The organism is Chitinivibrionia bacterium (assembly GCA_009779925.1).
In the GTDB taxonomy this organism is placed as follows: Bacteria; Fibrobacterota; Chitinivibrionia; order Chitinivibrionales; family Chitinivibrionaceae; genus WRFX01.
Genome location: WRAZ01000030.1, coordinates 1 through 17103 on the forward strand (window position 1 = coordinate 1; position 17103 = coordinate 17103).

The 17103-nt window shown below is 44.2% G+C and carries 10 protein-coding genes; 4 read left to right on the forward strand and 6 right to left on the reverse strand.

Annotated features, from left to right (window positions below; translation table 11 throughout):
• The 3 genes from FWE23_08325 to FWE23_08335 all read right to left on the reverse strand — a co-directional run.
• Positions 1-12195, reverse strand: a 12195-nt coding sequence (locus tag FWE23_08325) for a hypothetical protein (protein MCL2845440.1), incomplete at its 3' end; no start/stop codon positions are given.
• 60 nt (positions 12196-12255) lie between these two features.
• Positions 12256-12531 (reverse strand): hypothetical protein, encoded by a 276-nt coding sequence (locus FWE23_08330; GenBank protein MCL2845441.1) that lies wholly within the window; start codon positions 12529-12531, stop codon positions 12256-12258.
• On the reverse strand, positions 12528-13430 hold the full coding sequence (locus FWE23_08335; protein MCL2845442.1) for an Rpn family recombination-promoting nuclease/putative transposase: 903 nt from the start codon (positions 13428-13430) through the stop codon (positions 12528-12530). The genes FWE23_08330 and FWE23_08335 overlap by 4 nt, the downstream gene beginning before the upstream one ends.
• A 245-nt stretch (positions 13431-13675) precedes the next feature.
• On the opposite strand from FWE23_08335, the gene FWE23_08340 reads away from it, so the two are divergent.
• Complete coding sequence (locus FWE23_08340) at positions 13676-13903, forward strand: hypothetical protein (protein MCL2845443.1); 228 nt, start codon at positions 13676-13678, stop codon at positions 13901-13903.
• Here the strand turns inward: FWE23_08340 and FWE23_08345 are convergent.
• The 3 genes from FWE23_08345 to FWE23_08355 form a co-directional block, all read right to left on the reverse strand.
• Positions 13878-14189 carry a hypothetical protein gene (locus FWE23_08345; GenBank protein MCL2845444.1) on the reverse strand — a complete coding sequence of 104 codons (312 nt, stop codon included), beginning with the start codon at positions 14187-14189 and terminating at the stop codon, positions 13878-13880. The genes FWE23_08340 and FWE23_08345 overlap by 26 nt on opposite strands.
• A 268-nt stretch (positions 14190-14457) precedes the next feature.
• Positions 14458-14688 (reverse strand): hypothetical protein, encoded by a 231-nt coding sequence (locus FWE23_08350; GenBank protein MCL2845445.1) that lies wholly within the window; start codon positions 14686-14688, stop codon positions 14458-14460.
• Positions 14685-15281: an Rpn family recombination-promoting nuclease/putative transposase gene (locus tag FWE23_08355; protein ID MCL2845446.1), complete on the reverse strand. Its 597-nt coding sequence runs from the start codon at positions 15279-15281 to the stop codon at positions 14685-14687. Before FWE23_08355 ends, FWE23_08350 begins: the two co-directional genes overlap by 4 nt.
• 210 nt (positions 15282-15491) lie before the next feature.
• On the opposite strand from FWE23_08355, the gene FWE23_08360 reads away from it, so the two are divergent.
• The 3 genes from FWE23_08360 to FWE23_08370 all read left to right on the forward strand — a co-directional run bounded on the left by FWE23_08360 (position 15492) and on the right by FWE23_08370 (position 17004).
• A complete protein-coding gene (locus FWE23_08360) occupies positions 15492-15755 on the forward strand; it encodes a hypothetical protein (protein MCL2845447.1) in 264 nt (87 codons plus the stop codon).
• A gap of 113 nt (positions 15756-15868) precedes the next feature.
• A complete protein-coding gene (locus FWE23_08365) occupies positions 15869-16714 on the forward strand; it encodes a DMT family transporter (GenBank protein ID MCL2845448.1) in 846 nt (281 codons plus the stop codon).
• A gap of 62 nt (positions 16715-16776) precedes the next feature.
• A complete protein-coding gene (locus FWE23_08370) occupies positions 16777-17004 on the forward strand; it encodes a hypothetical protein (GenBank protein ID MCL2845449.1) in 228 nt (75 codons plus the stop codon).
• Positions 17005-17103: the final 99 nt, after the last annotated feature.

Sequence of the window (17103 nt, forward strand, 5' to 3'; positions counted from 1 at the left end):
ACGCCCATTACGGCTTACGAGACGAGCAGGAGACGGATAAACCCATAAATCTGCCTCGGGAATGCCTCTCTGATCATCGGGAGGAACTCTCAGTTGAGCCCAAACTGTTGTATCTGTTTGGAAATTACTGTTCATATCGCGAATACGGTCGCCGACAACTATACGAATACTGTCGCTGTTGTTCGGGAACGCCTTACTCATTCTGCGAACTCTATAACTCCAACTGCGTCCGCTACCTACAGGAGCATCCGTATCCATATAAAACACGGTATTGCCCGTTGCGTCTCTGCTGTCAAAGAAATCAAACGCTCTTCCGTGGTCGGGAGTCTGAACTGCTTCCGAGAACATTACGACAAGCGTAGTGTCGGTGTTGCGGATAAACAAGCTTGCCTCTGTAATAACCGGAGCAATACTGTCGCGAATGCTAATTTCGCCGACGAGCGAGCTAAGAGAGAGAAGAGGGTCGATAGTAGATTTTATCTCCTCCGTCAAGCTAATAACATCTCGTGCACCTACTGCTGTGTTCGGAACCAAACTGCTGTCGTTTACAACAATATCAAATCCGAAATGCGTATTGCCGCTTCCCAAATATGTTTGCAGCCCTTCCGTCCATCTTGCGGGAACTATCTCAATAACTTCAAAGTTGCGGTTTGCAGACTCCGAAGGTATAGTGAATGTAGTTCCGATACGAGCCGAAAGTTGAGCTAAAATCGACGCATCGTCCATCTCTGTGGCGGTTTGCACTCTTATTACGCTTACAAATCCGTCGCGCACAGAACTTGTATCAAGATACCAAGCGCCGACAATCGAATTAACATACTCTACTCTAATATCACGACGAATATTGTTGTAAGCAGTCTGGAAGTTAGCTCTCGGGCTCATATCGCGAAGACGTGTTGCAGGATTGATAAACAATGAGTCGCCCGCCGCAATTTCGCCGCTTAATACTTCCATACGAACTCTTGTTCTTCCGCCAACATTGGTTGTGTCAATCAATCTAACGCGAACGTTCTCGATAACATCTGAGCCTATCGCAGTGCTTGCGTCGGTTTTGAACACCATAAACGGATGGTCGCCGTTTTCAAATGCCGCCCAAGCTCCTTCGCTCAAATCCACCTCAAGTATGTCCATAACTCCCGCTGTAGCATTTTTGAAAAATCTTGCGTCGGTAACCACAGGAGCCGCTCCATCCGCCACCGCTCTGACTGCCGTGCGGAACCTTACAGGCTCCTCCGGGTCATCCGGGTCTATTGCCGGTAGCGGGAAGTTAAGATAAGTCAAACGCAAACTCATTGTTCCGCTTGTAATATTCTGCGGCATATCCAAGAGAGGAATGCGAACAACTCTTCCGTTAGAGCCTGCGAGAATAGTGATATTAGCAGTATCTATTGTTATCGGCGCCCAGCTATCTCCCAAACCGAGTTCAAAACCCAAATCACCGAGAATTACCCTGTTAGCAAACGTTATAGTAACCATATCTATAATACCGTCTGCTCCCGAAACCTCAGTTCCGTCAGGCATTATTCTTATCTCGTCCGAATAGAACGGTAATTCGTCGTTATCAAATCTGTCCGGAGCAGGGTCAATATGAACGATAACCATTGCAGTGTCCGTTAAAGTCGGATTTCTGCGATCTCTGAGGACATAGAATACAGTATCCTTGAAATTCGGCACTCTGAACATCTCTCCTTTTTCGTCTTCAACCTGGATATAATTACGCCAATCCGTAGTTTCGTCGTGCGAATATCTTATCCAACCGTCAACAGACCAAGGATTAACGTTTTCGTCCACAGGTACGTGCGTATTACTGCGAAGTTCCACTGTTCCGTAGCGAGGGAAAACGACGTTCTGTTCAGTTCCGACAGTTCTCGGCTCGCGACATATTTTAACATCAACGTCGCCCCATTCAGCGCCCTGAAGAACATAAAGGTTGATACCGTAAGGGAAATCTGCGTTAGAACTTTGACCTTTTACAGATCTGTATCTCGCCGCAAGTCCGCTTGACGGATCACCCTCAGTATTAAACAAGTGCAACCACGTTTGCTCTTCGCCTTCGTTCACAAGCATTTCGTGATTTTGCGCTCTCGGAGCAACGCCTGTAATATCCACGAAAATCGGCGCCAAGGTAATACGAGAATTGTTGCAGTCAATCCAGTTTGTGGACTTAATTGCAACCCAAACCGTGTCTTCTGTTATCGGGTTTCTGCTGTCCTGAACGCGAATGCTTTCATAAACAATGTTTGAATCATTGTCTATTGCCACACGACGGTTTATCTCACCGTTGGCATCCAATCCTTCCAAAAGCGTTCTGTTCGCAAGAGCGTTAAACCACGCCACAGAGTCAGCTGTAATGGTCGGTCTGGTTGCACCGAATGCTACAAGAGCAATCTCTACTTCATCAAAGTCGCGCATATCGCCGACAGCCATATACCAATCAATAAGCTCTTGCGCGCGGTCATATCCTTGTGTTGTAGCAGGAATATTCTCGCAAGCGGTCATATCTTCTCTAAGAGGCCATCTGTCGTTTGTGCGCACCAAATCGCGGATAAAGTAAATAGGCGCCGCTTCGTTATTTTCCACGACGGAGATTGTTCTCTGCGCGTCTGTACCGAATGTCGTCGCTTCGTCCTTGCGGGGAACTATGCGAACAGGAATAGTTACCACGGTATTAAATCCGGTACGGTCTAGTCTGTCTCTTATTTCGATTTTCACCGTATCGACAAAAGATGCGTCTATGCCGCGAACTCTTTCGGGGTTATGCGTGTACATAAACGTTCCGTTTTGTCCGAGCAATTCAACTTCTCCGAACTCTCCCTCCTGAGATACGACAAAGAATAATTCATCGCCGTTTTCGTCAAGGAAATGTGAGACATCGCTTAGAGCGGTACCAGTTGTCCAAATTGCGCCGTCTGCCAAAATAACCTGTCTGGCGCTGTCAAGAGCAACATCCCTATTCTTAAGCGGAATAGCGCTAACTACACCGCCAAACCAAGTGCCTCCGTGGTTAGTCGTTATTCCTTCGTCAGCGCGAACTTCACCATTTTCGGGAACATAGATAGGCATAAGTGTTGCGCTTACCGTATGCGTTGCCTCATCAACAACAGTACCATCTTCTACATTGTCTCTGCTTCCGTCAATAAACGCACCGCGGTTATTTTCGGGAACAATAGTTATTCGCAATGTATCCCAAAGGAATCCTATGTAGTTTTTGTTTCCTGTTCCGTTAAGAGTGAGCCGGTCGTCTGTTCGGTCTGCAACATTTGTAAGGTCAAAAGGCACAGAATAAGAAGTAGAGTCCATTACCTGTATAAAGACAATATCTTCAAAATTACCGCTTGTTGCTTCCAAATCCGGCAACCATAAAGCACCCGTATATGTATATACAACACCGATTGTATCACCATTAGGATAATAAGGCGCTAATGTTATACGCCCTGCATGCTCAGGTGTTTGCGCCATAGACGAGAAGAAAAGCGCGTTTGTCGTAGCAAGTCCGAACTCACCCGGTCTTGGCAATGTTGCAGCCATTGCAGGCGACGGAATTTTCACAAAATTCTCATCGGACGGCTGGTCGTCATCACCGGCTATTTCGTCCGGGTGAAGAGTTCTTACACTTGCCGTTCCGCCAAGTCTTTGCTCGATAATTATTGAACTTGAAAGAAGATTACCGCCCAAAGGTCTGTTGTTATTACGCGGGTTAAGAACAATGTTCATAGTTCCGTTTCGCAAAATTCTTCCATCGTCGGATGTGCTCATAAGCGAACCGAACTCTTCCGGCAACATAACGTTAAACGAAAATCCGTCTCTGTGAACCTCGCCGCCGTCATGTCTATACTCCAACGCTCCGACTGCTCCACCTGCAACTACTACACCGCGAATACCCGACCCACCGAGTTGAGTTTCGGTAAAATGCTCACCCAGCGAACCAAGTTCTACAATATCAGCATCAGACGCCATTGTGGACAATCTGCCCCAAAGTTCGCCGTTTTGCACAAGGGTTCCCGAGTTAGCCGCTGTTTCCCAAATAACCAATCTGTCAACAAATTCAAACAAGTCGGTTATTGAAGAGAGCGTATCGTCTGCTGTTGCGACGGACGGGTCGGTTTCATTAAATTCGCTTGCGGATATATGCCTTGTATCAGCAGAATTTGCATCAACAAAACTAAATATGTCGCCGCGCGCACCTTCGTTTAATCTCCAAGTTCCCACTCCGTTATTAGGCAAAGCGCTAATATCAGGTCTCGGATTTGCCACTACGAAAATATGAAGCGTGCAAGTTACGGTTCTTGACGCGCCGTAAGTCGCTTGCGTTATTCCGTCCGGAGCACGATCCGTTATCTGGTATATTATCGTCTCTCTTTTAGCAAGAAGAGTGCGACCATCAATAATAATTCTGTCGCTCGGTCCAAATGTAAATTGGGCAATTTCGTCAGCGTTTACCAAAATATTTTGACCGACAATCTCCGCCGTAATTTTTCCGCCGTAAACCGAACTGATACCGCCGACTTCGCCGATACCGGGTATGCTTCCAGCCACCAATGACAATCTGTCGCCGTCGGCATCCGTCGGCAAATAAGTGCGAACAACGCTACGAGGAGTACCCATCGGCACGCCAACAACACCGTCGACCGAAGCTGTCAAATTTTGCGTCATCACCGGCACTATTACCGCGTTTTCGCCACCAAGTCCGTTAAACGCCAGAAACACACTGTCGCTACGCATTCTCATCGTTCCGCCGTCATCATACATCGGCTTTGTCGGTGCGTGGTCATTTTGCGGAGTTATACGCAAATAGAAGTTCGCCACAACCGGATGTATCCTGTTTTCCGCACCATTCTCTCCGTCATTGGTCAACTGATTTCTATCACAATAAGGCGTCGGGTCAATTACGTCAAATCTGATATGCGCCCAAATGTCGGTTGCTTGTCTGAGTTCGCCCGTAAATCCTACACTGATTGTGGTATCGCTTGCACGAGTTGCCGTAATCGTTGCTTCCGCTCCACTTATCGGATGAGCAAAACGAGTTTGCCAATCTGCTATCACAGTGCTTGTTGCAATGTCGATGCCTTGCCTGATTCCCACAACTCTTACGTTGTTTGTCGTGTTTTGTATCTCAAACCAAGTGCCAAAGTCAAAGTCTGTATTGCCTCTGTTGCCGGCTACGTCAAGTATTGAGCCTGAAGGAGCGCCGTCGTTATTTCTGAGAACTGCAAATTCTATGGCAGAAACGCCTTCGCGAAGAACGCCAAGGTTGCTGACGCTCTTGTCGTCAATTATCGGCGCGTTGTTGTTGCGCGGGTTTATGACGATGCTCACTTCTGTTTCCGTTCCTTCAAAACTTCCGTTCTCTACAGGCAATACGGGAATAAATCTGAAACGATCTGAGAACATCGCCGCAATTTCTTGCGAAGTATAACCGACATTATCACCGTTAATGTGATAGTATCTGAACTCAGCCGAACCGTCAAATAACGTTCCGTTTATAATATCATTTTGTACAACCTGTCTGAGAGTTCCGCCGACAGGAGTCGCCCACAAATGTCCTCTTTCGGGACGCTGGGTAAATATTACTCTATCGGCATTATAATTCCAACCAATCGCAGTTGTTGTTTTTACAAGATAAAGCAACCGGTTGGTTTCCTCCGTAATAAAACCGTCCCGCGAAGCTATCTCGTTAAATGCACTTACTCTGCCGCCTTCGTTTACGGTCATTTCGCCTGAAACCGTTGTCGGGCTAAAGCCCTCGTCGTTAACAATTTTAACAAATACTCTGCCTTGAACAACGTGAACTCCGTCGTAGGCTTCATAATCGACTGTTCCCGTCCAAGAAGCATCAATACTTGCGGCATTAACAACAAAATTGTTGGCGTCAAAGCTGAATACACCTGCCATATTGCCCATATAATCGCCGTCAGCTTTTTGGATATTACTGATATTTCGATATACAATGTTGTCTCCGTCCAAATCTCTGTCAACAAACACATAACCTGTTACAAAATTACGAGGCTCCGTGTTAGGACCGTAATAGACAAGATAAGTATAATCCTGACCTGCTACATTGAAATTCTGCCCCAAATGACGTCTCTCTGTACTTCTGCTTCTTACTACAATGGTGTCAATGTTTGTTTGACCTCTGTAATCAGTCGTAGTCAAACCGTTTGTCGTATTTACATTGAAATTCAACTCCGGTCTGAAATTATTCACGTTTCTGACCTCGATAGCCACAGGAACAACAACAGGGTTAGCTCTGTGTACATTCAATCTGCCGCCGACTCCGTTATCCGCAGGATAAGCTCCGCTCCAAGTTCTTGTAGCCTCGTTATAACTAAAATTGCTTACATTTACAAGCGTATTTGCTTCGGGAGTTCCGTCAAAAAGCGTTTTTCCGGTCAAATCCGTAACAATCACGCCGATTCCAAGTCCGTTAGCTGTAGCAAAGTCAATGCGTTTAACGTTGCCCGAACCATTACCCACTTCGGCGTGATGGCTCAGCACTATATTTTTCTCCCAACCTCCGCCGTCGGAGCCAATTGCACGTCTGACGGTAATTGAGTCTGTTGCCGCATTAAAATTACTTCCTGTCCACTGAACAAGGTCGCCGTTTCTCCTGACAATAACCGAATCTACAAGTTTGTCTGTCGCGCCTTCTCTTATCAAAAGACCTGCTACTCTAAATTCACTTGTCAATCGATCGGCAGGAACTCTCCCACCCCAATTATCGTCGTCGTCTGTCATACCTTGGGTTACATCTGCAAGAATATTTACAACAGTTCCTTGATTACCTACACCAAAACCGCTTCTTTCGTCGCCGATTGCAAGTGTTGACGCTCTGCCGTCTATCCTCGGACGGCTGTTGTTTTGTGCATAAACTGCGACATCAACTTCTATCGCCGCTCCCAATACTTCTTGGTTCGCAACGTTTCTGATTTCAGTCGGAAGCACTCCTCTGTAAGAGAATGCCGCGCCGGCATTTGTTCTTGCTATACCAAGATGTCTGTATTCAAACGTGCCCGTAAAACGAACAGCGTTTGTTATATCGTTCTGAACAACCTGTCTCAGCGTTCCGACGGATTCGCCTTGCGCATTTGCAGGAACAGCCCAAAGTTGCGCAACAGTAGCAGTAGGGATAGCTGTAAATACAACTCTGTTTGCCGCAATACGGCTGTTTTCCGTTGTACCCACGCCCGAAAGCAAATTATTGAGAGCAACGCCCGAAGCGGGAGTTCCGCCCCTCGGCGAAGCGCTTGTCAATGCCGTTGCAGTCGCTGCATCTTTAATGTCCAATGCAACCGTACCATCACGTGTTCCGTTTATAAGGTCGGCTGCGTTTACATTAAGATTTACGTAAATTCTACCTGTCGCCGTACCACTATGTCCCACAGGCGACAAACGCGATTCATTTGTCGGAGTTGTTGAAGAAATTGCGTCGTTTACTGCCGCAGTTAACTCTTCCCAAGTAATGGTATCAGTAATTACGTACTCAAACCAAGCGTTCTGTATCGGCATAATTCCGTGCGGCGCTATTACTGTAATATTGCCGAATTCTCCACTCAGACGGTTGTCCGGAAATTGCTGAATTGCGACATATACACCCGTTGGCGTACCAAGACCTGTTCCCGTACGAAGTTCAACGTGCCCTTGCGGATGAGCGTACCACACCTGCGCCGTTTCTCTTGCCAATCTAACAGAAGCACGTCGCGAAAGAGGAGCCGACGCATTATTGCTCCATTCATCTATGTCATAGTCAGCAGTTATAGCAAGTCCATCACCTGCTCTTGCAACAGTCGGTTGAAAACCAATTTCCCTACCTATATCAAGAGTCATTGTACCGCCTGTCGCAGTGGGCGCGTTATCGTTTATCGGCAATATGTTAACAATAACCCGAACATTAATCGAATGATATGTCGGCTGTGCATTGTCTCTGACATTTATGGTTATCGTATCAACGAATGGTCCTTCTGTGCGAACATCGCCCCCGTGAACATAGTTAAAGGTAATCGTTCCGTCATTGGTAAGCGTCGCTGTTCCGCCGTTTGCATTTGGAGCAACCGAGCCGTTAGTAGCGCTCGTCAATGTCGCCGTTCCGCGATTTCCTCTTCCGACAAATGTAATCGTAAGTTGTTCCGGAGGCGTCAACGCCATACCGACAAGCAAACCAAGAGAGCCGCCGAGATTTTTCGCAAAATCCGCGTCTCTTACGTTAAGAGTTATCGGAAGCGTTTCGTTTTCAAGCACAGGCGTCGACAAACGAACTATGTTGTAATTGTCCGCTTCGACAACTTGCGGAGCATTAGTATTTCCCGCCATTACATTTATAGTAATTGTCCCTGTCCTAAGCTCTGTAGTAAAGCGACGGTTTATTCGAGCGTTCAAATCATTCCAGTCGTTGTCTGAAAGCTCTGCAGGACGAGCGTATCTACGTCTATCCGTTCCATTTGTCCACCAACCGGGTATGACCTCAGGTTCCGTCGCAGCACCCGCATCCCAAAGCAAATTTCTCCAAGTAGGTAGCCACAAATCAAAGTTCGGGAAGAAATCATCCTGAATAGTGTAAGTGAGCGTGTAAACACCCGGTACTATTGCAGTAAAACGGAATTCATTATCAGGTACAACTTGATTAGGTACAACTTGCTGTCCGGCGAAAAGAATACTGGCATTGCCCGGATTTAAATCAATCCGCGGGTTAGGCGCCAAGAAAGCATTTGTTCCGCCGAAGTCATTTTCTCTTTCAGGTCTTGTTGTTCCAAAATCAGGTCTTATTGTTCCAAAATTCGGAACCGCATTATTTTCTACAAGAGCAACGGGAATAATATCACTTCCGCTTCCGTTTTCACCGACAATCAACGCTCTCAACGCAATTTCCACGAAATTACCCGTCAGTATTTGTCCTTCGGCAATATTAAATGTAGCATTACGCGCATCTAGTTGAATATCATTTATCGGACGAATTCGTATATCGATAGTGCCTCTTACGTAAAGACTATCATCACTTGTGGGAGAAGCAAAATGACCGAGAGTAGTAGCATTAGGAACAAATACAGGCAAATCTGTCAAACGACCTCTCGTTCCTCTGAGAACATAAGTTACAACATCTTCAAAGATTTCTACATTCGGAAGACTATTATACATAAAGGTTTTAGGCTGATTAATCCTCGGCTCCGCCAAAACTCGTCCGCCTGCGCTTGCAGCAGTCGCAGACAAAACCTCCCAACCGCCAAAACCATTATTCCCGTCCAAATCTTTAAAATGCCTGCTCATATCAATTGTGATTTCGTCATTCTCAAACAATGAATAAGTCAATGCCGGCAAACCGCTCGCCCAGCCGCCATTCGGCTCAAGGGGATGGTTGTCCTGCGCAGTAATATTTACTTCAACCTCTATCCAAAAATCAAAATGTCCACTTTGATGATCTGTAGGAAGAATACCTGCATAACCAGCATAATCAGCTGTATCTCTGACCAACACAAAAAAGTCATCTGGTTCAGTGTTTGAACCTGTCAATATCGCGGGTGCGTGATTATATATGAACCCCCGACGATTAGGACTTACGCTTATTGTAGCCATTCCCGGAGTAGTCAAAGTAGCAACGTCTGCAGGAACTGTGCCCGGATATGTATTTGTAGGCGCGGCAGCACCTCTGGCAAAACCTCTTACCAAAAGACGGTTAAGATTTGCAGGCATATCTATGTCGTTGTAAGTAAAGTAGTCGCTTGCAACTACGCCTCCGTCAGTACCGTCTACTGTTATATAAATAGTAGTGTCGTTTACGCCTTCGAGGACATAAATTAAACCAGCTTGAAGATCACCAACAGTAGGAAGCAGTTGCGAAACCTCAGCCCGATTGTCATTATGCGGCATCAAGCGGAAAGGTATTCCGTCGCCCATAAAAGTAGCGCCGGCAACAGTTGCCGTCAAGGTAAGGTTTCTGTGATTTACTGTTTCATAGTCAAGATTTGCAATACTGCTCCCCGCCCTATCTACAGAGAATACACCTGCTGACGTTATGTCGGAAGCAGCAAAAATAACGCCGCTGATATTTGGCGTCGCCTCGATAGTAGCAATCGGAAACGTCGCCCACGACGGCGGCACGGTAGTATAAATTCCGTCATTTAAAACAACACGAAACTGCATAAGCGGATTACCCCATACTCCGCCTCTACTTCCACCTGTAGTAGCGGGGTTCTGTGCGTCGAAATTTCTGTTAACCTCAGTCGCGCTTCCTACTTCTGTATCAGAATAACGCACAATTATATATGGTGGGTCGTCGTCGGTGATGGTAAAGATATCGTTTCCGTCAAATATAGGAAACCAAAACGGCTCATCATTCGCATCACTAGTCCAACGAGGTGTCGCTACAACATTAACCCTAAAAGTTTTATCGCCATCGTAAATGTCATTATCAACAATGTTCAAATCAAACAAATTTAATGTTTGTCGTCCATCATCATTTTGATGAGTGAAATTCACTGTTCTTGACATATGTCCGGTAGCGACCCAAGCGTGTGCCGTATTGCTTGTTCCCTCAACAATACGTGCAGTTAATTCGTTGTCCGGTGTTCCGGGGACAATCGTATAGGTTATATCAAGAGTAAAACCTTCCTCAATATTATCTATACTCAACTGGATAGGAACAGACCTACTTCTGCCTGTTCCGGGTCGCTCTGGAGAAAACCCGCTTTCTGTTATTACTCGATCGGTCATAACAAATCGAGCGTCAGTTCCCGTTAAAAAAGTTAGATTTCCCTCTATGATATTAGGCGGTGTAATTCTCGCCGCAGTCCTGAAGTCGTAATTAAAAATATCTATCATATCCGCCCATATTCGCCCAAACAAAAAAGCCGGTGTAAAACTTGTAGCATTACTAGGATTAGTATTACCACCCAAAAGCACATACCCAAACGGATTTAAAACAGAGCCAACGAAAACGGAGCCATTAGCCATTTCGAACCTCGGTCTTTGGTTGCTACTCGAACCGACCATTACAATTAAAACTTGCCCTAACGCATCTGTTATATTCTGATCTCGTGTGCTGTTATCCGGATTATAAAAAAACCATGGGTCAGTACTTGGAGGATTACCCAGTCCATGACTTGTCCCCAAACTAAGACTGTCAGCAAAGTTCGGTCCACTTAAAAACACTCCCCCGATGGGCGCAAACAATGCGCCATTCCGTGTGTTGCCTTGACCTGTTAACCCAGTAAAGGTCACATTTCCGCCAACGTAAATTACTGTTCTAAAGCTACCATCATTGGGAAGCAACCTAATAGCACTTCCATTACCCAAATCTATATTGCCATCAATAAAATAAGTACCGGCACTCATATGAAGAACCTCACCTGAAACAACTGTTATTGAAGCATAACGTCCGGGAAGCAGAGGGTTGGCTTGTGCACGATTACTTGAAATTACGCCGGAACCACTCCCACCGACTGTGCCGAGACTATTCCCGCCGGAAGCAAAGTCAAAATTGCGGAGATCGGGAAATTTTGGCAGATTAAAGCCATAAACACTTCCGGCAAGCGCAGTGCCAACCACAGGCTCAGGCTCAATACCCGACGCCCGCAAAACAGTGCCGCCATCGCCTGCACTAAGAGTAGGCTGAGCATCACGCCGCCCCCAACTTAAAGAAGACGGAAACAAAAGACCGATGCCATCCACCGACTGTTGTTGTCCAACAACAGTTATTGTATTACCGGTAGCACCAACACCTTCCAAAATACTCTGCAAATAAGCACCGCCGGGATTACGTTGCCCGTCCATATTCATACTTCTAAAAGTTCCGGATGTGCCATTCAACCGAACTGTATTAGCAGCCCCTACTTTCCCGCTTGGAGGGGTAACAAAATCAGCAAATCCTCCGGCTCGACGAATTTCCATATGACTACGAGCATAAAAAGTGTGTTGATTTAAAAAAGCAGCGTCAAACATCGGAAAATCATAAAGGCGTACTACGCCGCCGGTAGCAGTAGGAAAAGGCATAAAATCACAAGTACGCAATGTGGTAGGACGATTTACCCCACCCATTAACGTTTGAGTGTTCGCCGGAAAAACAGGTTGACAAGCCCCCACGACACAACCGTTTCCGCAACCTACCTGCCCAAAAACTGACGACACCATCGCCAAAAACACAATCAACACAAACTTCGCCCCAAAACCGCCGAGGCACACACGTCCCCTTAACAATCTTGCAACCATAATTTAATATCCCCTTTTATTTAAAAAAAATTTATTTTCCCATTTTCAATTGTATCACAGTCATTTTCTTTTCTTCGCGAGAATTTTCTTTTTTGCTTCTTCGAAAGAATGTCCTGCTTCCAAGAATTTTATAATTTCGAGCATTATTTCTCGTTCCGCTTCTCTTATACCTTCTCGTCTACCTTTTCTTTCCCCTGCTTTTCTTGCCGCATCCTCAAACGACCAAATATCGCGTTGCATTTTCAAGCGCGCCTCATAGCGTATTCTCTCTTCTTCATTGGTAGGCAACACTTTCAAAGATTCGCGTAAAGCGACTATCGTTTCGTTTTCTATCATACTTTTTCTCTCGAAAGAAATTTTTTCTGAGCTTCTTCGAGAGAACGCCCGCTTTTAAGAAAAGCAAGCATTTCTTGCATGCCTTCTATTTTGCCTTCTATTTTGCCTTCTATTTTGCCTTCTATTTTACCTTCTATTCTTCCCTCTCGCCTGCCTTTTCTTTCGCCTTCTTGCCTTGCCGCGTTTTCAAACGACTGAGCGTCGCGTTGCATTTTAAGACGAGCCTCGTAAAGCATTCTTTGCTCTTTATCGGCGCTCATTATTTTCAGGTAATCAAACGCTGTATTTATAGCTTTATTTTTTTGCGCGACCATAACAAAATCCTCCTCTTCTTCGGAATTGATAAAACTTAACCAATCGGAAAGCGTTTCGTTTTTTTCAAGATTTATTCTCGACAAATCTAACACGTGGATTATTTGCAAGTCATTAAACCGAAAACGCTCGTCTTCTTCAAACATAGAAAATATATTGTGGCACTTCTTTGATTTCTTAAAAAGCGTTTTTTCTAAAACATTTATTGAAATTACCGGCTTTAATTTAGAATAATCGTCGCCCACACCCATTTGATCTACAAGCGACCTGCCCGAATAATACGAAATCCTGGAACGCAAATCGGGTGTATTGCGGGCTTGCATTTCAATATTAACAAGTTCACCGTTTGCCAATTCCGCTTTTACGTCTAAAATGCTCAACTTGTCATCTTCGCTTCTTTGTTTATTTATGGGGTCAAGCAGACGAAGATTTTTTATTCGCTTGCCGATAACAGCTTCCAAAAACTCCCTTAATACGTCAATATTGCGTTCGTCGCCGAAAATCGCCTTGAAGACAATATCCTTTTTCGGCGGAAGTATTTTAGGCAAACCGTCGTTTTCAAAACTATTTTCTTTTAAATGTTTCAAAACACACAACCTCATTTTTAATTTTTTCTTTTTTTAAGCCCTAAAAAGAACAGAATTTTTCGCCGTATTTCCCAAACAAAAACCACGCCGCTAACAGCAAAAAAACTTTTTCCCGCGCCAAATATACATCAGCGCGCAACAAAATAGCGAAAAAAAGTACTTTGTACAGCAATTTTGATATATTTCAGATAAAACGCGACGCTTTTAGTGAAAATATAGTATATTTATAACGCAAAGGAGAATAAATGAGGAATATTAGGAAAAGAAAGACAGTAGAACGCAACAACGACACGGACAATTTACCAAAGAAAATGGGCGATATGTTCTCTAATGCGTTTGTAGTTATGGTGGCGGCATTGTTTGCCGAATTTGTAGTTAAAGGAGAAGCAAGCGAGTATGTTGCACAAGGAGCTTTGGCTGCTTCTGCCGTTTTCATTTTTGCTGTATTTATGTATAAAAGAGGAGGTCTGTAATGGAAGGTGGATTAAGCACTGTGTTTGCTATGGTGATGATTCCGGCAATGATAATCGCGTTCATAGCGGTAAATATGGACGGCAAAAGACCGCGCGTTAGATATGCATAACTAAACAGTATGTTGAAATATGCCGCATTAACAATCACGCTGATATTATTCAGCACTATCGAGGTTGCCGTTCGTGCAAGACCGAGATTTTTCACGCGAAGCCCGTTCAATTTCGTTTGCGACCTATTTTCTGCTCCGAGCAACCGCGTTCGGTTATCCTTACTTCTTTTACCCACTGTTTATAATTCTGCGCGCAGACTACGTAGGGGCGAAAAATCTTTCGCCAAAATCGCCGACCGAAATAGAAACATGTTTTCAGATAAAATTTGACCCTTTTGCTGTGAAACACAGTATATTATGGTGAAGGAGAAAAAAAACGTTAAGCAAATGTAGTCGTTTCGTTTTCTATCATCCGTTCTTTGCCATTCCGCGAAAAGCAAAAAAGCCCATTACGACAGCCGTCGCCAAACCTGCGATAATTGTTTCCATTTTACCACGCAAGGTCTAAGTTGCTTTTTCTCTCGAAAGAAACGCTCTCTCTATTTCATCTACAGAATGTCCCCTTTTTAGGAGTTTAACGATTTCGAGCGTTCTTTCTCTCCTCGCCGCGTCCTCAAACGACCAAATGTCGCGCTGCATTTTCAAGCGCGCCTCATAGCGTATTCGTTGCTCTTCATTAGCAGGCAACACTTTCAAAGATTCGCGCAAAGCGTTTATCGTTTCGTTTTCTATCATACTTTTTCTCTCAAGAGAAACTTCTTTTTTGCTTCTTCTAAAGAAACACCCTTTTCCAAGCATTCAAAAATCTCTATAGTTCTTCTTTGCTCGCCCTCTCTCCTCGCCGCGTCCTCAAACGACCAAATGTCGCGCTGCATTTTAAGGCGCGCTTCATAGCGGATTCGCTGCTCTTTATCGGCGCTCAACACCTTCAACTCGTTGAACGCTTCATTTATCACAGGGTTTCTTTTTGCTACTTTCACAAAATCCTCCTCTTCTTCCGAATTGATAAATTCAAGCCAATCGGAAAGTTTTTCGTCGTTCTCTTTCTCTATTCTGGACAAATCCAAAACGTGGATTTCCTGCAAGTCGTTAAACCGAAACAACTCTTCTTCTTCCAACATAGAAAATACATTATGACACTTCTCGGATTTGGATATAAGCGTTTCTTCTACAACTATTATAGAAATAACCGGTTTTATGCTCGAATATCTGCCGCCGCTGCCTATTTGGTCGGTCAGCATTTTAGCCGAATAATAAGAAATCCGCGAAAAAAGCTCCGGAACATTGCGAACTTGCATTTCAATATCAACAACTTCGCCGTCGGACAATTTTGCTTTAAAGAACAGAATTTTTCGCCGTATTTCCCAAACAAAAACCACGCCGCTAACAGCAAAAAAACTTTTTCCCGCGCCAAATATACATCAGCGCACAACAAAATAGCGAAAAAAAGTACTTTGCACAGCAATTTTGATATATTTCAGATAAAACGCGACGCTTTTAGTGAAAATATAGTATATTTATAACGCAAAGGAGAATAAATGAGGAATATTAGGAAAAGAAAGATTGCGCTTGTCAAAGTTGTTGACGAAATTGTAATAAAGGAAAAGGACAAGAAACGCCTGCCGGAAAAGCTTGGAGATTGTTCATTTGGTCTGTTTATGGCGTTGTCTGTAGCATTATTTGCCGAATACATCTTAAAAGGCGCGACAGGCATAAGCAATGAAATACTTGCGATTAGTATCACCGGAATTATTGTTGCATTGTTTTCCGGCATCATATTTTACAGGAAAGGAGGCTTGTAATGGATTTATCTACTATAATGTTGGCGGTAGCTGTTCCGTCGCTTGTAATAATGTGGGCAGCGGTACTTCTTGATGAAAAATTCCCAAGAATGCCAAAAGTTAGCGTAGCATAATTGAAATACGCCGCATTAACAATCACGCTGATATTATTCAGCACTATCGAGGTTGCCGTTATACTTTTGGGCAATACTTTCGATCCTATTTTACTTGCGTCGAGCCGTTTTTTGATTGCGGGACTTGTTATGCTTCCGTTCTGCAAGATAGATTTACGAAAACTTTCGCGCAGAGAGATTTTCACGCTACTTTTTTGCGCTTTTTCGATTTGGGCGGCTTTTTATCCGTATCACAAAGGCGTACCGCTTATGCCTGCAAGCAGTTCGGCGCTTATTTTCTGCTTAAACCCGGCTTTCGCCGTGCTTTTTGCGCATATTTTACTTAAAGAAAAAATTTCTCCGCTGATTTTAACAGGGCTAACTCTCGGAATTGCAGGAGTTTACGTTTCCACGCACGGATTTACAATCCCCGACTTTTCGCAGAATTACGCAAGCGTTTTATTGCTGATTTCGGCAGTGTTTTTCGGACTTTATGTCGCCATAAGCAAAAAACTGGTGTCAAAATATTCGTCGATTTCGATTACTTCTTTAGTGTTTATTCTCTGTGGAATTTTTATGATACCGTTCGTGCAAGATTGGGATTTTCCACGCGACGTTCGCTCAATTTCCATAATAGCGTATCTTGTATTCGGGGCAACCGCGGTCGGCTATTTTTGCTTCTTTTACGCGCTCAAACGAGTATCGGTCGCCGCGGGAAGCAGTATCTTTTTCCTAAAGCCCGTTTTAGCGGCATTTTTTGCATTTTTGATACTACGCGAAACCTTTGAATTCACCTACTTTTTGGGTATGGCAGTTTCAATGTTGGCACTGTTTATGATACTGTATGCGGATAAAAAGAAAAAATAACATTTTTGTGTGAAAATATAGTATATTTATGGAGAATACTGTAAAAAGAAAGGATAAAAGAATTGGCATTTTTAAAGATTACAGAAAAAGCAAGAGAAAAAGCAGGAGATCTTTTTCTTGATATAGGTAAATTCATATTTACAGGCGCAGTTTTAATAGAATTGTATAAAGGGCTTGTCGAGATTTCAGGCGGACTCGGGTTCTTTGTAGCTGTATTTTGCGCATTGTTATGTTTTGGCGTAGGTATTATATTGTTTAATAAAGAAGATAGACAAGGAGGTAAAAAATGAATGCGATATTGATGACAATCACCTTTATTGCAGGTGTTTATGCAATACTTTGGATAGCGTCTATGATGAGAGATGCCCAAGAAAAAAGAGCGAGTAATA

Bases quoted from the DNA above. Each gene is read 5' to 3' on its own strand.
- FWE23_08330 (MCL2845441.1), bottom strand. From the start codon at position 12,531: ATGATAGAAAACGAAACGATAGTCGCTTTACGCGAATCTTTGAAAGTG.
- FWE23_08340 (MCL2845443.1), top strand. From the start codon at position 13,676: ATGAGGAATATTAGGAAAAGAAAGACAGTAGAACGCAACAACGACACG.
- FWE23_08350 (MCL2845445.1), bottom strand. From the start codon at position 14,688: ATGATAGAAAACGAAACGATAAACGCTTTGCGCGAATCTTTGAAAGTG.
- FWE23_08360 (MCL2845447.1), top strand. From the start codon at position 15,492: ATGAGGAATATTAGGAAAAGAAAGATTGCGCTTGTCAAAGTTGTTGAC.